The organism is Streptococcus pseudopneumoniae (genome assembly GCF_001074565.1).
Lineage (GTDB): Bacteria > Bacillota > Bacilli > Lactobacillales > Streptococcaceae > Streptococcus > Streptococcus pseudopneumoniae_J.
Map to the genome: position 1 here is coordinate 1 of NZ_JUQX01000071.1, position 22,332 is coordinate 22,332.

Genomic DNA, 22,332 nt, shown 5'->3' on the forward strand with positions numbered 1-22,332 from the left:
TGGAGGATTACCCAAGTCCGGCTGAAGGGAACGGTCTTGAAAACCGTCAGGCGTGTAAAAGCGTGCGTGGGTTCGAATCCCACATCCTCCTTTCATATTAACGCGGGATGGAGCAGCTCGGTAGCTCGTCGGGCTCATAACCCGAAGGTCGTAGGTTCAAATCCTGCTCCCGCAATTTGGCTCGGTAGCTCAGTTGGTAGAGCAATGGATTGAAGCTCCATGTGTCGGCGGTTCGATTCCGTCTCGCGCCATATTTTATATATATTCTGGAAGGGTAGCGAAGAGGCTAAACGCGGCGGACTGTAAATCCGCTCCTTCGGGTTCGGGGGTTCGAATCCCTCCCCTTCCATAGTTACGGGCATAGTTTAAAGGTAGAACTAAGGTCTCCAAAACCTTCAGTGTGGGTTCAATTCCTACTGCCCGTGTTTCTTAAATTTTGGCGGGTGTGGTGAAGTGGTTAACACATCAGATTGTGGCTCTGACATTCGGGGGTTCGATTCCCCTCACTCGCCTATTTTATATTATTGGGGTATAGCCAAGCGGTAAGGCAAGGGACTTTGACTCCCTCATGCGTTGGTTCGAATCCAGCTACCCCAGTTACTATTTGCCGGCGTGGCGGAATTGGCAGACGCGCTGGACTCAAAATCCAGTGTCCGCAAGGACGTGCCGGTTCGACCCCGGCCGCCGGTATAGTAATAAAGACAAGGTTTTCAGACCTTGTTTTTTGTTTCTTACTAAATTGTATCTTGTTAATGGTGTGATAATGGTCCAGTAATTATTTTTGTGTGATATTCTAATTTTTTTTCTTCTTTTTTGGTATAATATTACTTATTCACAATTTATTTTGATTATGAAAGAGTTTGGTGATTAATGTCTCGGTCTGTTGAATTATTAAAGAAGCGCTACTTAGAAAATATAAAAGAGAAACCTGATTTATTTGTGGGAATTGAGCTGGAGTATCCTGTTATCAATTTAGAGGGTAAAGCTACAAATAGTGAAGTTGTTAAGGATCTCTTTCGCTATTTACCATCGGTTCTTGGTTTTACGATTGAAAAAGTAGATGACTTTGGAAATCCAATTCAGTTACTTGATCCAGTTAGCCAAGATACTATCTTATTCGAAGTCTCCTATACAACTATCGAGTTTGCCTTTGGCCGGGCGGAAAATATCCAAGAGGTAGAAGAACGCTTTAACTTCTATATGGCTACGATTCAGAATAAGTTGGGTGAAGCTAATCATGCTATTGTTGGATGTGGCATTCATCCTAACTGGGATAAAAATGAGAATTGTCCAGTGGCTTATCCCCGCTATCAGATGTTAATGGATTATTTGAATTTGAGTAGAAATGTTATTAAATCAGACTTACATCAATTCCCTGAGTATGGAGCCTTTATCTGTGGGAGTCAGGTTCAGCTGGACGTTTCAAAGTCTAACTTTCTGCGTGTTATCAATGCATTTACTCAGATCGAAGCTGCAAAAGCCTTTTTATTTGCCAACTCTGAGTTTTCAGGGGAGGATTGGGATACTAAGATTTCAAGGGATATTTTTTGGGAAGAGTCCATGCACGGGATTTATCCTGAAAATGTAGGGGTCAATTCTAGACTCTTCAAAGACGAGAATGATTTTTTTGATTATCTAGATCATTCTGCAATCTTTACTGCGGAACGTGATGGCGAAACCTATTATTTTTATCCAATTCGAGCAAAAGATTACTTAGGGACTCCGAAAATTCATGCCTTCGCCCTTGATGGGAGGGAGATTCTTCTTTATCCTCAGGAGAAGGACTTCCAAACTCACCGTAGTTACCAGTACCAAGATTTAACAACTCGAGGTACTATTGAGTTTCGTAGTGTATGTACGCAGCCTCTAAATAGAACCTTTGCTTCTGCAGCCTTTCACTTGGGGTTGTTGCTTCATTTAGACAAGTTAGAAGCTTACTTGCAATCTGCACCATTTTTTACAACATTTGGTCGTGATTACAAGTCATTGAGGAGACAATTTTCAAAGAAAAGGCTCACAGATGAGGAAGAACCTGCAATTGTCGAGTTTTCAAAAGCCTTACTCCTTCTAGCTGAGGAAGGACTGGAGAAGAGAGGCAAGCAAGAAATGACCTATTTGCAGCCTTTGAAAGAAGAATTGGGCCTATAATTTTTGTTATAAAGGGAGAATTTTCTGAAAAATCATGATATAATGGAAGAGACTATAGATAAAGGATAGGGATTATGACATTAGTTTATCAATCAACGCGTGATGCGAATAATACAGTAACTGCCAGTCAAGCTATTTTGCAAGGTTTGGCGACGGATGGTGGTTTGTTTACACCGCTTTCTTATCCAAAGGTCAATTTGGACTTTGAAAAATTGAAAGATGCTTCTTACCAAGAAGTTGCTAAGTTAGTTTTGTCAGCCTTTTTAGATGACTTTACGGCTGAGGAGTTGGACTACTGTATCAACAATGCCTACGATAGCAAGTTTGATACTCCAGCTATTGCGCCATTGGTGAAACTGGATGGGCAATACAACTTGGAATTGTTCCATGGTTCAACGATTGCCTTTAAGGATATGGCCTTGTCTATCTTGCCATACTTTATGACGACAGCCGCTAAAAAGCATGGTTTGGAGAACAAGATTGTCATCTTGACAGCGACATCTGGTGATACTGGAAAGGCTGCTATGGCAGGGTTTGCGGATGTGCCTGGAACTGAAATTATCGTCTTTTATCCAAAGGATGGTGTCAGCAAGGTACAAGAGTTGCAAATGACTACTCAGACTGGCGACAATACTCATGTTATTGCTATTGATGGTAACTTTGACGATGCGCAAACTAACGTCAAACATATGTTTAACGATGTAGCTCTTCGTGAAAAGTTGGCTACCAATAAACTGCAATTTTCATCAGCCAACTCTATGAACATTGGTCGTTTGGTACCACAGATTGTTTATTATGTTTATGCCTACGCTCAGTTGGTCAAGTCTGGTGAGATTGTGGCTGGTGAAAAGGTCAATTTCACAGTACCAACAGGAAACTTTGGAAATATCTTAGCTGCCTTTTATGCCAAGCAAATTGGTCTGCCAGTTGGCAAATTGATCTGTGCTTCAAATGACAATAATGTTTTAACTGACTTCTTTAAAACACGTGTTTACGATAAGAAACGTGAGTTTAAGGTAACGACTAGTCCATCTATGGATATCTTGGTATCTTCAAACTTGGAGCGTTTGATTTTCCATCTTTTGGGGAATAATGCGGTTAAGACAACTGAACTCATGAATGCCTTGAATACACAAGGACAATATGAATTGACAGACTTTGATGCAGAGATTCTGGATCTCTTTGTAGCTGAATATGCGACTGAGGAAGAAACTGCGGCAGAAATTAAACGTGTTTATCAAACAGATGCTTACATCGAGGACCCACACACAGCTGTTGCCTCAGCAGTTTATAGAAAATACCAAGCGGCTACAGGTGATGTAACCAAGACGGTGATTGCTTCAACAGCTAGTCCCTACAAGTTCCCAGTGGTTGCAGTAGAAGCGGTAACAGGGAAAGCAGGCTTGACTGACTTTGAAGCCTTGGCTCAATTACATGACATTTCAGGAGTGGCAGTGCCACCGGCAGTGGACGGGCTTGAGACAGCTCCTGTTCGTCACAAGACAACAGTGGCAGCTACTGACATGCAAGCAGCGGTTGAGGCTTATCTAGGACTTTAAGACAGAGGAAGTAAACTCGGTTGGGAAACAACTGAGTTTCTTTTCATCAGGAGGACAGATTGTTTAGAAAAAATAAAGACATTCTCAACATTGCCTTGCCAGCTATGGGCGAAAACTTTTTGCAGATGCTCATGGGGATGGTGGACAGCTACTTGGTCGCCCACTTGGGATTGATTGCTATTTCGGGTGTTTCAGTGGCTGGCAATATTATCACGATTTACCAGGCCATTTTCATCGCTTTGGGGGCTGCTATTTCCAGTGTTATTTCAAAAAGCATGGGGCAGAAAGATCAGTCCAAGCTAGCTTATCATGTGACTGAAGCGCTGAAGATTACCTTGCTACTGAGTTTGCTTTTAGGGGCCTTGTCTATCTTTGCTGGGCAAGAGATGATAGGACTCTTGGGGACGGAGAGGGATGTAGCTGAGAGTGGTGGACTCTACCTTTCTTTAGTGGGTGGTTCGATTGTTCTTTTGGGTTTGATGACCAGTTTGGGGGCTTTGATTCGTGCAACGCATAATCCGCGTCTGCCTCTCTATGTTAGTTTTTTATCCAATGCATTGAATATTCTCTTTTCAAGTCTAGCTATTTTTGTCCTTGATATGGGGATAGCTGGTGTTGCATGGGGGACTATTCTATCTCGCTTGGTTGGTCTTTTGATTTTATGGTCGCAATTAAAGCTGCCTTTTGAGAAACCGACTTTTGGTTTAGATAAGGAACTATTGACTTTGGCTTTGCCAGCGGCAGGAGAACGTCTCATGATGCGGGCTGGAGATGTAGTGATCATTGCCTTGGTTGTTTCTTTTGGGACGAAGGCAGTAGCGGGGAATGCAGTCGGAGAAGTCTTGACCCAGTTTAACTATATGCCTGCCTTTGGCGTCGCTACGGCGACGGTCATGCAGGTAGCTCGAGCAGTTGGGGAGGATAATTGGAAAAGAGTAGATAATTTGAGCAAACAAACCTTTTGGCTTTCTCTGCTCCTCATGATGCCCTTGACATTTAGTATCTATGCCTTAGGGATACCACTGACTCATCTATATACGACCAATCCTGTAGCGGTTGAAGCTAGCGTTTTGGTGGCACTGTTCTCACTACTAGGGACTCCCATGGCGACAGGGACAGTTATTTATACGGCGGTTTGGCAGGGATTGGGAAATGCTCGCCTTCCCTTTTATGCGACAAGTATAGGGATGTGGTGTATCCGTATTGGGACAGCTTATCTGATGGGCATTGTTCTTGGTTGGGGCTTGCCTGGTATTTGGGCAGGGACTCTTTTGGATAATGGTTTCCGTTGGTTATTTCTACGTTACCGTTACCAACGTTATATGATGTTGAAAGGATAGGAAATGCAAAAAACAGCTTTTATTTGGGATTTAGACGGGACTTTATTGGATTCTTACGAAGCGATTTTATCAGGGATTGAGGAGACCTTTGCTCAGTTTTCTATTCCTTATGATAAGGAGAAAGTGAGAGAGTTTATCCTCAAGTATTCTGTGCAGGATTTGCTTGTGCAGGTGTCAGAAGAGAGAAAACTGGATGCGGAAGTGCTCAATCAGGTGCGTGCCCAGAGCTTGTCTGAGAAAAATGCCCAGGTAGTCTTGATGCCATGTGCGCGTGAGGTGTTGAATTGGGCAGATGAAGCAGGAATTCTGCAGTTTGTTTATACCCATAAAGGAGACAATGCCTTAACCATTCTAGGAGACTTGGGTTTGGAATTTTATTTCACAGAAATTCTAACTAATCAGAGTGGTTTTGCACGCAAGCCCAGTCCAGAAGCAGCGACCTATCTGTTAGATAAATATGAGTTGGATCCTAGGACTACCTATTATATAGGGGATCGGACTTTGGATGTGGAATTTGCTCAGAATAGCGGAATTCAAAGCATTAACTTTTTAGAGTCGTCTTATGAAGGGAATCAGAGGATTCAAGTACTAGCAGATATTCCTTATATTTTTGAGGATAAGTGATGAGAAGAGTGTGTCACTTTTGTGACAGAAACCTAACAAACTATTTCAAGTAATCGAGTTTGTTACAAGGAATGGACAGTTCTGTTAAATAGGCCCGAGAGGGCTTTTTTTCTACTTTTTTTGTGTTATGATAGACAGGTACTCATTTGAAAGGAATGTGAAAGAATGAAGAAAAGAATTATTTTAGCCTCAACAGTAGCCTTGTCTTTTGCGCCAGCATTGGCAACTCAAGCGGAAGAAATTGCATGGACTGCACGTACCGTTGAGCAAATCCAAAATGACGTGACGAAAAACGAGAACAAAAACAGCTATACAGTTCAGTATGGTGATACCTTGAGCACGATTGCAGAAGCTTTGGGAGTAGATGTGACCGTTCTTGCTAATTTGAACAAGATTACCAATATGGATTTGATCTTCCCAGATACTGTCCTCACTACAACTGTCAATGAGGCAGAAGAGGTGACGGAAGTTGAAATCCAAACTCCTCAAGCAGCGACTCCAGTTACGGAAGAAACAGCAACAACAACTCCAGCAGAAGCACCAGTAGCAGCCGCGCCAGCTACTGAAACGCCTGCTGATACAAGAGGAACAAGTGCATCAGAAGAAACAGCAGCATCAACAGCAACTTCTGACGCTGAAACGTCGACTTATCAAGCAGAGCAAAGTCAAGCTCCTTCAAGAACTTACTCAGCACCAGCGGCTCCTGATTATGCAGGACTTGCTGTAGCTAAGTCTGAGAATGCTGGTCTTCAACCACAAACTGCAGCCTTTAAAGAAGAAGTAGCCAACTTGTTTGGGATTACATCCTTTAGTGGCTACCGTCCTGGAGACAGTGGCGACCATGGGAAAGGTTTGGCCATCGACTTTATGGTTCCAGTGAGTTCAGCACTTGGTGATCAAATCGCGGAATATGCAGTCCAAAATATGGCTAGCCGTGGTATCAACTATATCATCTGGAAACAACGTTTCTACGCTCCATATGATAGTAAATATGGACCAGCCTATACGTGGAATCCAATGCCAGACCGTGGTAGCGTAACCGAAAACCACTATGACCACGTTCACGTTTCAATGAACTAATCATTAAAATGGAAGTTGGGAACTGATTGAGTTCTCGCTTCTTTTTTTGTGTCATTCCTTTAGGGTAAACAAGAAGATTCTTCTGAAGCAAGGTGGGCCTGCTATTTTGACTCTGCTGAGTATGTTACTTTTGAAATAAGAAAACCAGCGTCTTTCAAGACGCTGGTTTTTATATGCTCTTACCCATTTCGACGTTTACGGGCTAGTAGGGCTCTGTAAAAGAAGATATGATTGTTTTGGATATAGGGAAGGATTGAAAAACTAGCAATTCCAAAAGTAATCCAATTGAGGAAGTACCAAGGGAGTAGTTGTAGGTCGAGGACAAAGCGCTGGAATTTGTAACCCTTCATCAAGAAACGGCTAGTTTTAAGGATTTGGCTTGGTTTAGCTTGTCCTAAATCCAGAGTGTCGCAGAGGAGGAATTCTACCTGCGAGTAAGCATAATGTTGCGGTACGTAGAGGAGATTGCCCACAATCATCAAGATGAGGCTCGCGAAAAAGTAGAGGCCAAAGGTCAGAAGGAATTGCTCGGTTTCAACGGATGAGAGATCTAGTTTTGGAAATTCAGGATGTAGGGCAACAAATCTTCGAGCCAAGAGATTGCTATAAAAAAGAAAATAAACGCCTACTAAGTTTGGAATGCTCCATAAAAAGAGGTAGAAACGTTTGAGGAGCAGGGTTAGGAAGGTTTGCGAGAAGCGCTCTTCAGCAAAGAGGGCCAGGCTTGATTTTACTGAGAGTTCTGTATCAGGATCCTTGAGGAGTCGGAGTGTCGCAAAGGCAGCACCTGCTAGAAAAATCGTGCTCATAAAAGAAACCACTAGTGGGAAGAGATAGGCTTGGAGCACTTGTGCCAGCATGCTGAAAAAGGATTGCTCTAAAACACTTTCTTGGAGACGAGCCAAGGGGTTGAGAAAGCCTGACAAGATGACCAGCATGCTAGGTAAGAGATAGACGAGAAAGAGGCGGGGATTTCCAGCCTGAAACTGCCTAGTCTGCAGACGAATGGTTTTTAAATCAATTTTTGGGTATTTCATTCTTTCATTATACCATAGTTCGTGACAGTTCCTGGTTTTTTTGATAAAATCATACAGTATGCCTTTGGGCACAAAGTATGAACTGGGACTGTCTTTCCCAGCTTCGGAGGTAGAAAATGTCAGATTCACCAATCAAATACCGTTTGATTAAGAAAGAAAAACACACAGGAGCTCGTCTAGGAGAAATCATCACTCCCCACGGTACCTTCCCAACACCTATGTTTATGCCAGTTGGGACCCAAGCTACTGTTAAAACCCAGTCGCCTGAAGAATTGAAGGAGATGGGATCAGGGATTATCCTCTCTAATACTTATCATCTCTGGCTTCGCCCTGGAGATGAACTCATCGCACGCGCAGGCGGTCTCCACAAGTTCATGAACTGGGACCAGCCAATCTTGACGGATAGTGGTGGTTTTCAGGTTTATTCCCTAGCAGATAGCCGAAATATCACAGAAGAAGGCGTAACCTTTAAAAACCATCTCAATGGTTCCAAGATGTTCCTATCGCCAGAAAAGGCCATCTCTATTCAGAACAATCTAGGCTCAGACATCATGATGTCCTTTGACGAATGTCCTCAATTTTACCAACCTTATGACTACGTTAAGAAATCAATCGAGCGTACTAGCCGTTGGGCTGAGCGGGGGTTAAAAGCTCACAGTCGTCCGCATGACCAAGGCTTGTTTGGAATTGTGCAGGGAGCGGGATTTGAAGACCTACGCCGCCAGTCAGCTCATGACCTTGTCAGCATGGATTTCCCTGGCTACTCTATTGGTGGTTTAGCAGTTGGAGAAACGCATGAGGAAATGAATGCGGTCTTGGACTTCACAACCCAACTTCTCCCTGAAAATAAACCTCGCTACTTGATGGGAGTGGGAGCACCGGATAGCTTGATTGATGGGGTTATTCGTGGGGTGGATATGTTTGACTGTGTCTTGCCGACTCGCATCGCTCGTAATGGTACCTGTATGACGAGCCAAGGGCGGTTGGTAGTAAAAAATGCCCAATTTGCTGAGGACTTTACGCCACTGGATCCTGAGTGTGACTGTTACACATGTAAGAATTACACACGCGCCTACCTTCGTCACCTGCTCAAGGCTGATGAAACCTTTGGTATCCGCTTGACTAGCTACCACAATCTTTACTTCTTGCTCAACCTTATGAAGCAAGTCCGCCAAGCCATCATGGATGACAATCTCTTGGAATTCCGCGAGTATTTTGTAGAAAAATATGGCTACAATAGGTCAGGACGCAATTTCTAAAATGGAATTTATAGAAGCTAAAAAATCCTACGTTTTCTCGTAGGATTTTTCTTCTTTTTTTGATAAAATAAGGTGTATTATGGAATAAAAATTAGGTGGTGTTTTGCTTCCTAATTTAATGGAGAATAGACTCGTATGCGTATTAAATGGTTTTCCTTGATTAGGATTACAGGTTTACTTTTGGTGCTCTTGTACCACTTCTTTCAGACCATCTTTCCTGGAGGCTTCTTTGGAGTAGATGTCTTTTTCACTTTTTCAGGATTTTTGATCACCTCCCTCCTTTTAGAAGAATTTGGGAAGGCACGCCAGATTGATTTACTGGGCTTTTTTAAGAGACGGTTTTACCGCATCGTACCACCTGTGGTTCTGATGGTTTTGGTGACCATGCCCTTTACCCTCTTAGTTCGCCAAGACTATGTTGCTGGAATTGGCGGTCAGATTGCGGGAGTTTTTGGTTTTATGACCAACTTCTATGAGATGTTAACAGGGGGAAGTTACGAATCTCAGTTCATTCCGCATCTCTTTGTTCACAACTGGAGTCTAGCTGTTGAGGTTCACTACTATATTCTTTGGGGCTTAGCGGTTTGGTTCTTATCGAAACGTTCAAAATCTAGTAGTCAATTGAGAGGGATGGTATTTCTCCTTTCTGCGGGAGCTTTCATCATTAGCTTTTTCTCCATGTTTATTGGTAGTCTAATGGCTAGTTCCCATTCGTCTGTCTACTTTTCAAGTTTAACCCATATCTATCCCTTCTTTTTAGGAAGTATTTTGGCGACGGTTGTGGGTGTTCGTCAGACGAGCGATTTAGTTAAGCAGTTTGATCGGACGTGGGATCTTCGTCAGAATCTACTGGTGTTTGCTGCAGGCCTCTTGGTATTAGTACTCTTGACCTTCTTTGTCAAGTTTACCTACCTGTTCGCTTATCTATTTGGTTTCTTACTGGCAAGTTTAGCGGCCGTGACCATGATTCTTGCTGCGCGTGTCTTGCATGAGAAAACGCCTGAGATACAAGAACCTCGGATCATCACATTTTTAGCGGATACCAGTTATGCGGTTTACCTCTTCCACTGGCCTTTCTATATTATCTTTTCTCAGTTGATGAGCAATCTGCCCGCTGTTATTTTAACCGTTATCTTTTCCTATTTCTTCGCTATCTTATCCTTCTATATTATTGAGCCATTGATTGCCGGTAAGACCAATGCTTTGGTTAGAAAAATCACTAAACTGCATCATATCAGACCCATTAGTGCTAGTGTTGTGGGCGTCCTTTCCTTACTTACCTTGATTATCATAGCTATGGCTCCTCAAGTTGGAGCTTTTGAGACAGACTTGATGGTCAATGGTTTCAAGCAAGCTCAGACCAATATAGGACAAACAAAGACTCTTGCTGAACAAGCTGAAGCCAGTCGCCTGGGAATTTCTGAGGGAACGAGTCTGATTGGGGATTCAGTGACTTTACGTGCCAATACAGCCTTAAAAGAGGCACTTCCTGATGCAAATATCAATGCCCAGGTTAGTCGAACGACCAAGCAAGCCAATGACATCATGCTCAATAATAGCCAGAACAAGGCGCTTTTAAAAACAGTTGTCATTGCAACGGGGGTCAACAATCCTGAAGGCTATAAGAATGATTTGGACAGCATCGTGAACAATCTACCGAAAGGACACCATCTGATACTGGTGACACCTTATGAGGGAGACAAGAGCAAGGACACTTATGCATCAGTGGAGCAGTATGCGGCTTATGCGAGAGAATTAGCTGAAAAGAATCCATATGTGAGCATCGCTGACTGGAATAAGGTCGCTAAGGAACACCCTGAAATCTGGGCTGGAACTGACCAAGTCCACTTTGGAAATGATAGCAACATGATTGAAGAAGGTGCTAAACTTTACGCAGAGACGATTGCAGCTGTTGTTAAGGCCGCTCAAGAACTACCTGTGAAATCAAAATAAAATCAAAGAGTTGGAGATAGACAGCTCTTTTAAAATATCTCCAGAAAATAGGTCTATACCATTTACAAATGAAAAAGAAAGGTTTATAATGTAATTGACATAATAAATTCTAGAATCAATCTATCAAGGAGGTTATCATTATGCCTAATTATATTAAAGCGGATCAGTTTTTCTACCCACACGGAGTTCGTCGTGGCGGTTACTTGGAACTTGTGGATGGCAAGTTTGGAAAACATGTAGAAGAGATTCCTGAAGGAGCTGAGGTGATTGACTATACCGGTTATAGCATTGCACCAGGACTTGTGGATACCCACATTCATGGATTTGGCGGTGTGGATGTCATGGATAATAACATTGAAGGAACCCTTCATACTATGAGTGAAGGTCTACTTAGCACAGGAGTCACCAGTTTCTTGCCAACGACGTTGACTTCCTCTTACGAGCAGTTGCTTGCGGTAACTGAAAATATCGGTGCTCGTTACCAGGAAGCAAGTGGAGCCAAGATTCGTGGGATCTATTTTGAAGGGCCTTATTTCACAGAGAAATACAAGGGAGCTCAAAACCCTGCCTACATGAAAGACCCTCGCATGGATGAGTTTCGTGCTTGGCAAAAAGCAGCCAATGGTTTGCTCAATAAAATCGCCCTTGCGCCAGAACGTGAAGGTGTAGAAGACTTTGTACGGACTATCACTGGAGAAGGCGTAACGGTTGCTCTTGGACACTCAAATGCGACTTTTGATGAAGCTAAAAAAGCAGTCGATGCTGGAGCAAGCGTTTGGGTACATGCCTACAATGGGATGCGTGGGTTGACTCACCGTGAGCTCGGTATGGTGGGAGCCATGTATGAATTGCCACATACTTACGCAGAATTGATTTGTGATGGTCACCACGTAGATCCAAAGGCCTGTGACATTTTGCTCAAACAAAAAGGAACTGAAAATATTGCCCTTATCACAGACTGTATGACAGCTGGTGGCTTGGAAGATGGAGACTACATGTTGGGAGAATTCCCGGTAGTAGTTGCCAATGGAACTGCTCGCCTCAAATCTACAGGCAATTTGGCAGGTTCTATCCTCAAACTCAAAGATGGTTTGAAGAATGTGGTTGAATGGGGCATTGCGAATCCACATGAAGCAGTCATGATGGCCAGTCTCAACCCAGCAAAATCTGTTCACATTGATGATGTCTGTGGTCAAATCCGTGAAGGTTACGATGCTGACTTTATCGTACTAGATAAAGATTTGGAATTAGTTGCAACCTATCTAGATGGTGTGAAACGTTATCAAGCATAATAAAAAGCAGAGGCTGTGACTCAGCCTTTGCTTTTCTATTTAGAGGTATCTTCAGAAAGCTAGAAGATTATTCTATAATGAAGCAAAATCCTTTCATTGTTCTAGAAAATTCGTTATAATATACGGTACAAAGGAAGTAGTGAAAATGTATCGTGTTATAGAAATGTATGGGGATTTTGAACCGTGGTGGTTTATAGAAGGCTGGGAAGAAGATGTCATCATGAGTCAATCTTTTGACAAGTATTATGATGCCCTAAAATATTATAAATCATGCTGGTTTGAGTTGGAAAAGAAGAATCCTCTTTATAAGAGTCGGAGTGATTTGATGACTATTTTTTGGGATCCTGCTGATAAACGCTGGTGTGATGAGTGTGATGAGTACTTGCAGCAGTATCATTCTTTGGCTCTTTTACAGGATGAGCAAGTCATCCCCGATGAAAAGCTACGTCCAGGCTACGAAAAACAAACAGGTCAAGAAAAACACCGTTCTTGCCGCATGAAATGGAGATAAAAAGTAACTTTTAAAAGTTGCTTTTTATTTTTTCCAATTTTTTCGAATAGTATAGGTGAGGAGGTAAGTATGGTTCAAGAAATCGCACAAGAGATCATTCGTTCGGCTAGGAGAAAAGGTGCACAAGACATTTATTTTGTTCCTAAATTAGATGCGTATGAACTCCATATGAGAGTGGGAGACGAAAGATGTAAAATCGGTTGTTATGATTTTGAAAAATTTGCTGCTGTGATTAGTCATTTCAAGTTTGTAGCAGGGATGAATGTAGGAGAAAAGCGTCGCAGTCAGCTGGGTTCTTGTGATTATCAGTATGACGAAAAGGTTTCTTCACTGCGTTTGTCCACCGTGGGAGATTATCGGGGACATGAGAGTTTGGTCATTCGTTTGTTACACGATGAGGAGCAGGATCTGCATTTCTGGTTTCAGGATCTTGGAGAACTGGGCAAGCAATACAGGCAAAGGGGTCTCTATCTATTTGCAGGTCCCGTCGGAAGTGGCAAGACGACGCTGATGCACGAATTAGCCAAGTCTCTCTTTAAGGGGCAGCAGGTTATGTCCATCGAAGACCCTGTCGAGATCAAGCAGGAAGAGATGTTGCAGTTGCAGTTGAATGAAGCGATCGGATTGACCTATGAAAATCTGATCAAACTGTCTCTACGTCATCGTCCTGACCTCTTGATTATCGGTGAAATTCGTGATAGTGAGACGGCACGTGCAGTTGTCAGAGCCAGTTTGACAGGGGCGACAGTCTTTTCGACCATTCATGCCAAGAGTATCCGAGGTGTTTATGAACGCCTTCTGGAGTTGGGTGTGACGGAGGAGGAACTGGCAGTTGTCCTACAAGGTGTCTGCTATCAGAGATTAATCGGGGGAGGAGGAATCGTTGACTTTGCAAACAAAGACTATCAAGAACACCAGCCAACTAGCTGGAATGAGCATATTGATCAGCTTCTTAAAGATGGACATATCACAAGTCTTCAGGCTGAAACGGAAAAAATTAGCTACAGCTAAGCAGAAGAAAATCATCACCCTGTTTAACAATCTCTTCTCCAGTGGTTTTCATTTGGTGGAAATTATTTCTTTCTTGGGGAGAAGTGCCTTGCTGGAAAAGGACTATGTGACCCAGATGCACCAAGGCTTGTCTCAGGGGAAATCTTTCTCAGAAATGATGGAAAGTTTAGGATTTTCAGGTGCCATTGTGACCCAGTTATCCCTAGCTGAGGTGCATGGCAATCTTCATCTGAGTTTGGGAAAGATAGAAGAATATTTGGATAATTTGGCCAAGGTTAAGAAAAAGTTAATCGAAGTGGCGACCTATCCTTTGATTTTGCTGGGATTTCTCCTGCTAATCATGCTGGGATTGAGAAACTATCTACTACCCCAACTGGACAGTAGCAATATTGCCACCCAAATCATCGGTAATCTGCCACAAATTTTTCTTGGACTAGTGTTGGTTTGCTCTCTATCTTTACTTTTAGCCCTCACTTTCTACAAAAGAAGTTCTAAGATGCGGGTCTTCTCTATGTTAGCACGGATTCCCTTTCTTGGAATCTTTGTCCAGACTTATCTGACAGCTTATTACGCGCGTGAATGGGGCAATATGATTTCGCAGGGAATGGAGCTGACGCAGATTTTTCAGATCATGCAGGAACAAGGTTCTCAGCTTTTTAAAGAAATCGGTCAAGATTTAGCTCAAGCCCTGCAAAATGGCCGCGAATTTTCTCAAACCATAGCGAGATATCCATTCTTTAAGAAGGAGTTGAGTCTCATCATCGAGTATGGAGAAGTCAAGTCCAAGCTGGGGAGTGAGTTGGAAATCTATGCTGAAAAAACTTGGGAAGCCTTTTTTACCCGAGTCAACCGCACCATGAATTTGGTGCAGCCACTGGTCTTTATCTTTGTGGCCCTGATTATCGTTTTACTTTATGCGGCAATGCTCATGCCCATGTATCAAAATATGGAGGTAAATTTTTAAAATGAAAAAATTTATGACAAATTTGAAAAAAGCCAAGGCGAAAGCCTTTACTCTCGTGGAAATGTTGGTGGTCCTTTTAATCATCAGCGTACTTCTCTTGCTCTTTGTGCCCAATTTGACCAAGCAAAAGGATGCCGTAGATGACAAAGGAAAAGCTGCTGTTGTCAAGGTCGTGGAAAGCCAGGCAGAACTCTATCGTTTAGATAAAAATGATGATGCCAGCCTCAGCAAATTACAGGCGGATGGTCGCATCACAGCAGAGCAAGCCAAAGCTTATAGAGACTACCATGCAAAACAAAAAACAAGTCAAGCTGTTGCAGATTAAGGCCTTTACTATGCTGGAAAGTCTCCTTGTTTTGGGACTTGTGAGTATCCTTGCCTTGGGCTTGTCCGGTTCTGTTCAATCCAGTTTTGCAGCTGTGGAGGAGCAGATTTTCTTTATGGAGTTTGAAGAACTCTATCGGGAAACTCAAAAACGCAGTGTAGCTAGTCAGCAAAAGACCAGTCTAAACTTAGAAGGACAGACCATCAGCAATGGCAGTCAAAAGTTGAGCGTTCCTAAAGGAATTCAGGCACCCTCAGGACAAAGCATTATATTTGATCGAGCTGGGGGCAATTCCTCTCTGGCTAAGGTTGAATTTCAGACTAGCAAAGGAGCGATTCGCTATCAATTATATCTAGGAAATGGAAAAATTAAACGTACTAAGGAAACAAAAAATTAAGGCAGTGATTTTACTGGAAGCAGTAGTGGCTCTGGCTATCTTTGCCAGTATTGCGACTCTCCTCTTGGGACAAATCCAACAAAATCGACGGTTAGAGGCAGAGATCTTGCAAAAGGAAGAAGTCTTGCGTGTTGCGAAGATGGCTCTGCAAACAGGGCAAAATCAGGTAAACATAAATGGAGTTGAGATTCAGGTATTTGCTAGTGAAAAAGGATTGGAGGTCTACCATGGTTCAGAGAAGTTGCTGGATCTTAAAGAGCAGTAAGGTAAGAGCTTTCACTCTTTTAGAATCTCTGATTGCCCTTATCGTCATTAGCGGAGGTTTGCTCCTTTTTCAAGCTATGAGTCAGCTCCTCATTTCAGAAGTTCGTTACCAGCAGCAAAGTGAGCAAAAGGAGTGGCTCTTGTTTGTAGACCAGCTAGAGACTGAGTTAGAGCGTTCACAGTTTGAAAAGGTGGAAGACAATCGCCTCTATCTGAAGCAAGATGGCAAGGTTATCGCTATGGGCACATTCAAATCAGATGATTTTCGGAAAACCGATAGCAGTGGACGAGGCTATCAGCCGATGGTTTATGGACTCAAATCAGTTCAGATTACAGAGGAAAATCAATTGATTCGCTTTCGTTTCCAATTTCAAAAGGGCTTAGAAAGGGAATTTATCTATCGTGTGGAAAAAGCAAAAAGTTAAGGCAGGCGTTCTTTTATATGCAGTCACCATGGCAGCCATCTTTAGTCTATTGCTACAGTTTTATTTGAATCGGCAAGTTGCCCATCACAAAGATTATACCCTAAACAAAGAGAAGTTGATCGCTTTCGCCATGGCCAAACGAAGCAAAGATAAAGCTGAGCAAGAAAGTGGTGAACGAGTCTTTAACTTAGGAAAAGTTACTTATCAAAATACCAAAACAGGTTTTGCAACAAGTGTTCGTATGAATAAGGGCAACTATGAATTTCTCTTTCCTTTGATGAAAGATAAGGAAAAGAAAACAGCTAAAAAGGAAGAGGTAGCGACTGATTCAAGCAATCAAGCAGGGAAGAAAAAATCAGAAGAAAAGCCTGAAAAGAAAGCCAATTCCTAGGCAATTTAACTTCTTTGTGTTAAACTAAAAACATGAAACACGATTTTAATCACAAAGCAGAAACCTTTGATTCACCCAAAAATATCTTTCTTGCAAACTTGGTTTGTCAGGCAGTTGAAAAACAGATTGATTTTCTATCAGACAAGAAAATACTGGACTTTGGGGGTGGGACGGGTCTGTTAACCTTGCCTCTAGCCAAGCAAGCCAAGTCGGTTACCCTAGTAGACATCTCGGAGAAAATGCTGGAGCAAGCCCGTTTGAAAGCAGAGGACCAAGAAATCAGGAATCTTCAACTCTTGGAGCAGGATTTACTGGCGAATCCCTTAGACCAGCAATTTGATCTGATTGTTGTCAGTCGGGTTCTTCATCATATGCCTGATTTAGACGCGACCCTTGCCATGTTTCACCAACACCTTAGGGAGAAGGGACAAGTCCTCATTGCTGATTTTGTCAAGACAGATACCAACCACCACGGCTTTGAATTGGCTGAACTGGAAAACAAACTCGACCAGTTTGGTTTTTCGAGCATTGACAGTCAGATTCTTTACAGTGCTGAAGGTCTTTTCCTAGGAAATTACGCAGAACTCTTTTTAACTGTAGCCCAAAAATCACTCGCTGACTAAAGCAGTGATTTTTTCTCTTCAGATGGAAAAAATAGGGGAATTTTGTTAAGATAGGAATATGGATTTTGAAAAAATAGAACAAGCTTATACGTATTTACTAGAGAATGTCCAAATTATCCAAAGTGATTTGGCGACCAACTTTTATGACGCCTTGGTAGAGCAAAACAGCATTTATCTGGATGGCGAGACTGAGCTAGAGCAGGTCAAGGAAAACAATCAAGCCCTTAAGCGTTTAGCCCTTCACAAGGAAGAGTGGCTCAAGACCTACCAGTTTCTCTTTATGAAGGCAGGGCAAACGGAGCCTTTGCAGGCCAATCACCAGTTTACGCCGGATGCCATTGCCCTCCTCTTGGTACTTATTGTGGAAGAGTTGCTGGATCAAGAGGAAATTAGCATCCTTGAAATGGGTTCTGGCATGGGGATTCTGGGCGCTACCTTCTTGACTTCTCTTGCTAAAAAAGTGGATTACTTGGGAGTCGAAGTGGATGATTTGCTAATTGATCTGGCGGCTAGTATGGCAGATGTGATCGGTTTGCAGGCAGGATTTGTTCAAGGTGATGCCGTTCGACCGCAAATGCTTAAAGAAAGCGATGTGGTCATCAGCGACTTGCCTGTCGGCTATTACCCAGACGACACTATCGCTTCACGCTATCATGTGGCTTCTAGCCAAGAACATACCTATGCCCACCATTTGCTGATGGAACAAGGTCTCAAGTACCTCAAGTCAGATGGCTATGCTATTTTTCTGGCTCCGAGTGATTTGTTGACCAGCCCCCAAAGTGATTTGTTAAAAGCTTGGCTCAAAGATGAAGTCAGTCTGACTGCTATCATCGCCTTACCAGAGGATATTTTTTCAACGGCCAGTCAGGCCAAGAGTATTTTTGTCTTACAAAAGAAAAGAGACAAGGAAACAGAACCCTTTGTCTATCCTCTAACAAGTCTGCAAGATCCCGCAGTACTATTGGATTTTAAAGAAAGTTTTCAAAATTGGAGCAAAGGTACTGAAATATAAGGTAAATTTTGTTATAATAGATGAAAACGCTTAAAAAGGGGTATCATGTTATGACAAAAACAATTGCAATCAATGCTGGAAGTTCGAGTTTGAAATGGCAACTATACCAAATGCCAGAAGAAACTGTATTGGCGAAAGGCTTGATTGAACGTATTGGCTTGAAGGATTCGATCTCAACTGTAAAATTTGACGACCGTTCTGAAAAACAAATTCTTGATATTGACGATCACACACAAGCTGTTAAAATTTTATTGGATGATTTGATTCGTTTCGATATCATCAAATCTTATGATGAGATTACAGGTGTTGGGCACCGCGTTGTAGCTGGTGGTGAATACTTCAAGGAATCAACGGTCGTTGAGGGCGATGTTTTAGAGAAAGTCGAAGAGTTGGGACTTTTAGCTCCTCTCCACAACCCAGCCAACGCAGCTGGAATTCGTGCATTCAAGGAATTGCTTCCGGATATTACCAGCGTTGTGGTGTTTGATACCTCATTCCACACAACCATGCCAGAAAAGGCTTACCGCTATCCTCTACCAACTAAGTATTACACTGAGAACAAGGTTCGTAAATACGGAGCCCACGGGACAAGTCATCAGTTTGTAGCTGGAGAAGCAGCGAAGCTTTTGGGACGTCCACTAGCGGATTTGAAATTGATTACCTGCCACATCGGTAATGGTGTTTCGATTACGGCAGTTAAGGGCGGTCGTTCGGTTGACACTTCTATGGGCTTCACACCACTTGGCGGAGTGATGATGGGAACTCGTACAGGAGATATTGACCCAGCTATCATCCCTTATTTGATGCAGTATACTGAGGACTTCAACACGCCAGAAGATATCAGTCGCATTCTCAATCGTGAATCAGGACTCATGGGTGTTTCAGGCAAGTCAAGTGATATGCGTGATATCGAAGCAGCTGTAGCAGAAGGTAACCACGATGCGAAATTGGCTTATGAAATCTATGTTGACCGTATCCAAAAACACATCGGTCAATACCTTGCTGTCCTAAACGGAGCAGACGCAATCATCTTTACAGCAGGTGTTGGTGAAAATGCAGCAAATTTCCGTCGTGATGTTATTTCAGGCATCTCTTGGTTTGGATGTGATGTAGATTCAGAGAAGAACGTCTTTGGCGTAACTGGAGATATCTCAACAGATGCAGCATCTGTTCGTGTCTTGGTTATCCCAACTGATGAAGAATTAGTGATTGCGCGTGATGTGGAACGCTTGAAAAAATAAGCTGTTTTAACATTTTATTGAGCAAAGAATAGAAGAAAAGAAGGTCGGAAAACGTAGTTTTCCACCTTTTTTTATGGAGAAAATCTCTAAAACCTTGCTGTTATTGGCTTTTTGGAAAAATATGGTATAATAGTAGTAATTTAAAGATGTAGCTGGATTCTTTAATTTTAAAAGGATTGAAGAATTAAGAAATTGTATTTTTTAAGAAACTAACCAAAAACTAACCAAGGAATGTATATTTTTAGTCAATGAATATAGAATAAAGTGGATCAGGAAACTGGTCTATTTTATTTTGTATTTATTAGGGAATAAATTTGATATGTATTGGTAAAAGTGATACAATAGATATACAAGATGAAAAGGAGAACTGCTATGCCACAAATTGCTGTTAGGGTAGATGATGAATTAAAAAAAGAAGCAACTTTGATTTTTAATGAGTTGGGTTTGGATATGTCAACTGCAGTGAAGTTGTTTTTGAAACAAAGTGTTTTAACTAGAAGTATTCCTTTTGAAGTAAAATTAGATTTAGAAGATAATAAAAATTAAAAGCATTGACAATATTAAAAAAAGGATAGAAGCTATGGTTTATACAGTAGAACAGATAAAGGATAAGATTGTTCCTATTGCTAAACAATATGATTTGTCTAAAATATATCTATTTGGCTCATATGCTAGAGGTGAAGCTGATGAAAAGAGTGATGTTGATATTGCTTTGGAGTTAGAGGACGATTCAGTATATTTTGATGTATATGGTAGGCTCTTAACTGTTTTTGATGGTGCTGTAGATATTTTATTAGTAAGTGATTTACTTGAACCAAAGACGAATATTGGGAAGTTAGTTAAGAAGAATTTTTTAAATGATAGAGAGGTTATTTATGAGAAGTCAATCTCTTGAATCTGATATAGCTTATTTGAAGGATATGATTTTATATCTTGATAAAGCTGCTGGAGTTTTAGATAAAGCAAGAAAATATAATTTGCCGTTAGATGATGATATGGTCGTTGATTCTATTGCCATGAATTTAGGGCAAGTAGGAGAGCAGTTATCTTTAGGGAAATTATCAGAAGAAGTGAAGCAGAAGTATGCTGATAGGATAAATTGGATTCAGATAAAAGGATTCAGGAATTTTATTTATCATAACTACTCTAATTTGAATTTTAAAATTGTTGAGGGAATATTGAAGAAATCTGTTCCTGAAACGAAAGAATCTCTATATTCGATTATCCGAGAGTTGGAAAAGGAATTATAAGATTCTTGAAAGTTATTGCTGGTTAGTTAGGGAGATTGATATTAAGAGTTAAAAATGATGATAAAGAAATAGTTAGGAAAGAGAGAGTATTATGTTTTATTTGTTTGTGTTTTTGTTGTTTCTTTTAGTTGTATATGCAGTAGTGTATTTCTTTGTTGCTTATATTTGGATAACTTTGCCACTATTGGTATTTATCATTTTTATATCTCGTCGTTATTATGTTGAAAGTAAAACCAGAGAATATAATTATAGTGACTTAGAATTGGGTAGAGTAACTTTTGAAAAATCTGCTAGTACAACAGAAAAGGCGAAATTTAGAGCGTTGTTTAAAGATTTTACAGAGGTCTATTATACTGAAATTTTACAAAAGGGAAGAAATTTTAGAATAAGTGAGGATATTGAATTGAATGATTATGAGGTATATGAAGTTCTTTTTGGAGTAACAAGAGGAGAACTAAGTTTAGCGTTGAATGATGAACTTGTACTAGTACGTGAGATAAGGTTTATTAAATAAGATATAAAAAAAATAACACTATCTTAGATAATGTTATTTTTTTTGTTCTCATTATAAAAATGTGTAGCTATTTCTTTAACGTATTTTTCATATTTTGAAGGGATGTCAGCATTTTTGAGATAGTCCTGATAATTGAAACTATCGTCAATTGGATATTCGCTGTTTACTAAACTCATAAAATCAAGGATTCGTCCTTTTTCGCTATCATTTTCTATATGATTCTTAAAGGTATCTATTTGAGATAGTGAGTTATTGCAATCATCATTGATTAGATGGTGTTTTTCATGAAGAAGGACATTTATTTTTTCAATATCGCTTGTGTCAGAACGTAGAAAGATAAAGTGTTTATTATTTGCAAATACATATCTACCTTTACTTGATAAGTTCTTAAGAGTGATAATCTGACAATTTAATTGTTCAATCTCTTTGATAACTTTGTTTAGATTCATACTTATTTTTTATTAGAGAAGTAGTCTTTTAGAAAGTTCTTAATGATTTCTCTGTCGTTATCTGTGATGGGTGTACCATCATAAGCGACTGAATTATCAATAGCATTATCTATGTCAACCTCTAAGTCAAGATCAGGAAAATCTGTTTTACCTAAAAGATAGTCAGTAGATACATTGAAGAAGTCTGCTAGTTTTTCCATTGTTTCGAGGTTCATTTTCTTTTTACCACTTTCAAATTGTTGATAAGCTGGTTGAGAAATATTTAGGAAAGTAGCAATATCTTTTTGAGTTAATTTTCCTTCTTTTCGTAGCTTTTTTAGTCTTTCAATAATCATAATTTATTCCTTTCAAAAATTTTTTAAAAAATTTTTAAAAAAAGTGTTGACAAAATAAGCCATAGGTTATATAATAGATACATAAGCAATAGCTTATAAAGATTAAGTAAAAAAACTTTACTTAATAATAACATTTTATAGGAATTAAAAATCCCGAACACAACTTAAAAGACAAATTTTAATTTTCAGTATTGAATGTTGCTTCAAGAAACTAGAACTTGTAACTTTAAGTAGTAAGATTTTAGATTCGATATAAATGTTAAGTGAACTTTGAAAATTTAATAAAAAACGTGTCAGACAACAACGAATCATTGACTAACACGATTAA

26 protein-coding genes and 8 tRNA genes are annotated in these 22,332 nt (G+C 40.8%); 31 read left to right on the forward strand and 3 right to left on the reverse strand.

Annotated features, from left to right (window positions below):
• The first annotated feature begins 1 nt into the window (after position 1).
• The 13 genes from ADI74_RS10135 to ADI74_RS10195 all read left to right on the forward strand — a co-directional run bounded on the left by ADI74_RS10135 (position 2) and on the right by ADI74_RS10195 (position 6,751).
• Positions 2–91 (forward strand) — tRNA-Ser (locus tag ADI74_RS10135).
• Positions 92–101: 10 nt separating this feature from the next.
• A tRNA-Met gene (locus ADI74_RS10140) sits at positions 102–175 on the forward strand.
• Between the two features lie 3 nt (positions 176–178).
• Positions 179–251 (forward strand) — tRNA-Phe (locus tag ADI74_RS10145).
• Between the two features lie 17 nt (positions 252–268).
• Positions 269–349, forward strand: a tRNA-Tyr gene (locus tag ADI74_RS10150).
• 5 nt (positions 350–354) lie between these two features.
• A tRNA-Trp gene (locus ADI74_RS10155) sits at positions 355–425 on the forward strand.
• 14 nt (positions 426–439) lie between these two features.
• Positions 440–512 (forward strand) — tRNA-His (locus ADI74_RS10160).
• Between the two features lie 13 nt (positions 513–525).
• Positions 526–597, forward strand: a tRNA-Gln gene (locus tag ADI74_RS10165).
• A gap of 9 nt (positions 598–606) precedes the next feature.
• Positions 607–690 (forward strand) — tRNA-Leu (locus ADI74_RS10170).
• 180 nt (positions 691–870) lie between these two features.
• Complete coding sequence (locus tag ADI74_RS10175) at positions 871–2,148, forward strand: glutamyl-tRNA synthetase (protein WP_049538688.1); 1,278 nt, start codon at positions 871–873, stop codon at positions 2,146–2,148.
• Positions 2,149–2,222: 74 nt separating this feature from the next.
• Positions 2,223–3,707 carry a threonine synthase gene (gene thrC / locus ADI74_RS10180; protein ID WP_049538689.1) on the forward strand — a complete coding sequence of 495 codons (1,485 nt, stop codon included), beginning with the start codon at positions 2,223–2,225 and terminating at the stop codon, positions 3,705–3,707.
• Between the two features lie 59 nt (positions 3,708–3,766).
• Complete coding sequence (locus ADI74_RS10185; RefSeq protein WP_049538692.1) at positions 3,767–5,047, forward strand: MATE family efflux transporter; 1,281 nt, start codon at positions 3,767–3,769, stop codon at positions 5,045–5,047.
• A 3-nt stretch (positions 5,048–5,050) separates the two neighbouring features.
• The gene (locus ADI74_RS10190; protein ID WP_049538694.1) at positions 5,051–5,671 is read left to right on the forward strand and encodes an HAD-IA family hydrolase; all 621 of its coding nucleotides are present in this window, start codon (positions 5,051–5,053) and stop codon (positions 5,669–5,671) included.
• A 165-nt stretch (positions 5,672–5,836) separates the two neighbouring features.
• The gene (locus ADI74_RS10195) at positions 5,837–6,751 is read left to right on the forward strand and encodes a LysM peptidoglycan-binding domain-containing protein (protein ID WP_049538696.1); all 915 of its coding nucleotides are present in this window, start codon (positions 5,837–5,839) and stop codon (positions 6,749–6,751) included.
• A gap of 179 nt (positions 6,752–6,930) precedes the next feature.
• On the opposite strand, the gene ADI74_RS10200 is transcribed toward ADI74_RS10195, so the two are convergent.
• Positions 6,931–7,788, reverse strand: a complete 858-nt coding sequence (locus tag ADI74_RS10200) for a DUF975 family protein (RefSeq protein ID WP_049538697.1) — start codon at positions 7,786–7,788, stop codon at positions 6,931–6,933.
• Between the two features lie 116 nt (positions 7,789–7,904).
• Between ADI74_RS10200 and tgt the strand changes: the two genes are divergently transcribed.
• From tgt to ADI74_RS10290, 18 genes are all read left to right on the forward strand, one after another.
• Positions 7,905–9,047, forward strand: a complete 1,143-nt coding sequence (gene tgt / locus ADI74_RS10205; RefSeq protein ID WP_049538700.1) for a tRNA guanosine(34) transglycosylase Tgt — start codon at positions 7,905–7,907, stop codon at positions 9,045–9,047.
• 135 nt (positions 9,048–9,182) lie between these two features.
• Positions 9,183–11,000, forward strand: coding sequence for an acyltransferase family protein (locus ADI74_RS10210; protein ID WP_049538703.1), 1,818 nt, complete (start codon positions 9,183–9,185; stop codon positions 10,998–11,000).
• A gap of 140 nt (positions 11,001–11,140) precedes the next feature.
• Complete coding sequence (gene nagA, locus ADI74_RS10215; RefSeq protein ID WP_049538705.1) at positions 11,141–12,292, forward strand: N-acetylglucosamine-6-phosphate deacetylase; 1,152 nt, start codon at positions 11,141–11,143, stop codon at positions 12,290–12,292.
• Positions 12,293–12,437: 145 nt separating this feature from the next.
• Positions 12,438–12,803 (forward strand): DUF1033 family protein, encoded by a 366-nt coding sequence (locus ADI74_RS10220; RefSeq protein ID WP_000286396.1) that lies wholly within the window; start codon positions 12,438–12,440, stop codon positions 12,801–12,803.
• Between the two features lie 69 nt (positions 12,804–12,872).
• Positions 12,873–13,814: a competence type IV pilus ATPase ComGA gene (gene comGA / locus ADI74_RS10225; protein ID WP_049538707.1), complete on the forward strand. Its 942-nt coding sequence runs from the start codon at positions 12,873–12,875 to the stop codon at positions 13,812–13,814.
• The gene (gene comGB / locus ADI74_RS10230) at positions 13,762–14,778 is read left to right on the forward strand and encodes a competence type IV pilus assembly protein ComGB (RefSeq protein ID WP_080980411.1); all 1,017 of its coding nucleotides are present in this window, start codon (positions 13,762–13,764) and stop codon (positions 14,776–14,778) included. Before comGA ends, comGB begins: the two co-directional genes overlap by 53 nt.
• A 1-nt stretch (position 14,779) precedes the next feature.
• Positions 14,780–15,103 (forward strand): competence type IV pilus major pilin ComGC, encoded by a 324-nt coding sequence (gene comGC, locus ADI74_RS10235; protein ID WP_049538708.1) that lies wholly within the window; start codon positions 14,780–14,782, stop codon positions 15,101–15,103.
• Entirely contained in the window at positions 15,066–15,500 is a 435-nt protein-coding gene (comGD, locus tag ADI74_RS10240) for a competence type IV pilus minor pilin ComGD (RefSeq protein WP_049538710.1), read from the forward strand. The genes comGC and comGD overlap by 38 nt, the downstream gene beginning before the upstream one ends.
• Positions 15,463–15,765 carry a competence type IV pilus minor pilin ComGE gene (gene comGE / locus ADI74_RS10245; protein WP_192833043.1) on the forward strand — a complete coding sequence of 101 codons (303 nt, stop codon included), beginning with the start codon at positions 15,463–15,465 and terminating at the stop codon, positions 15,763–15,765. The genes comGD and comGE overlap by 38 nt, the downstream gene beginning before the upstream one ends.
• Complete coding sequence (comGF, locus tag ADI74_RS10250) at positions 15,728–16,189, forward strand: competence type IV pilus minor pilin ComGF (protein ID WP_049538711.1); 462 nt, start codon at positions 15,728–15,730, stop codon at positions 16,187–16,189. The genes comGE and comGF overlap by 38 nt, the downstream gene beginning before the upstream one ends.
• Complete coding sequence (gene comGG, locus ADI74_RS10255; RefSeq protein ID WP_049538712.1) at positions 16,167–16,580, forward strand: competence type IV pilus minor pilin ComGG; 414 nt, start codon at positions 16,167–16,169, stop codon at positions 16,578–16,580. The genes comGF and comGG overlap by 23 nt, the downstream gene beginning before the upstream one ends.
• Before the next feature lie 32 nt (positions 16,581–16,612).
• Positions 16,613–17,203, forward strand: a complete 591-nt coding sequence (locus ADI74_RS10260; RefSeq protein WP_049538713.1) for a class I SAM-dependent methyltransferase — start codon at positions 16,613–16,615, stop codon at positions 17,201–17,203.
• Positions 17,204–17,261: 58 nt separating this feature from the next.
• Complete coding sequence (locus ADI74_RS10265; protein WP_049538714.1) at positions 17,262–18,215, forward strand: class I SAM-dependent methyltransferase; 954 nt, start codon at positions 17,262–17,264, stop codon at positions 18,213–18,215.
• Positions 18,216–18,265: 50 nt separating this feature from the next.
• Entirely contained in the window at positions 18,266–19,456 is a 1,191-nt protein-coding gene (locus tag ADI74_RS10270) for an acetate kinase (RefSeq protein WP_049538715.1), read from the forward strand.
• A gap of 372 nt (positions 19,457–19,828) precedes the next feature.
• Positions 19,829–20,002 (forward strand): type II toxin-antitoxin system RelB/DinJ family antitoxin, encoded by a 174-nt coding sequence (locus ADI74_RS10275; RefSeq protein ID WP_049538716.1) that lies wholly within the window; start codon positions 19,829–19,831, stop codon positions 20,000–20,002.
• Between the two features lie 34 nt (positions 20,003–20,036).
• A complete protein-coding gene (locus ADI74_RS10280; protein WP_049538717.1) occupies positions 20,037–20,351 on the forward strand; it encodes a nucleotidyltransferase family protein in 315 nt (104 codons plus the stop codon).
• Entirely contained in the window at positions 20,332–20,706 is a 375-nt protein-coding gene (locus tag ADI74_RS10285) for a DUF86 domain-containing protein (RefSeq protein WP_049538718.1), read from the forward strand. The genes ADI74_RS10280 and ADI74_RS10285 overlap by 20 nt, the downstream gene beginning before the upstream one ends.
• Before the next feature lie 91 nt (positions 20,707–20,797).
• Positions 20,798–21,220: a hypothetical protein gene (locus tag ADI74_RS10290; protein WP_049538719.1), complete on the forward strand. Its 423-nt coding sequence runs from the start codon at positions 20,798–20,800 to the stop codon at positions 21,218–21,220.
• Positions 21,221–21,243: 23 nt separating this feature from the next.
• Here the strand turns inward: ADI74_RS10290 and ADI74_RS10295 are convergent, their stop codons facing one another.
• Together ADI74_RS10295 and ADI74_RS10300 are read right to left on the reverse strand one after the other, a co-directional pair.
• The gene (locus ADI74_RS10295) at positions 21,244–21,669 is read right to left on the reverse strand and encodes a toxin (RefSeq protein ID WP_049538720.1); all 426 of its coding nucleotides are present in this window, start codon (positions 21,667–21,669) and stop codon (positions 21,244–21,246) included.
• Between the two features lie 2 nt (positions 21,670–21,671).
• Positions 21,672–22,004, reverse strand: coding sequence for a helix-turn-helix domain-containing protein (locus ADI74_RS10300; protein WP_049538721.1), 333 nt, complete (start codon positions 22,002–22,004; stop codon positions 21,672–21,674).
• Between the last annotated feature and the right edge of the window lie 328 nt (positions 22,005–22,332).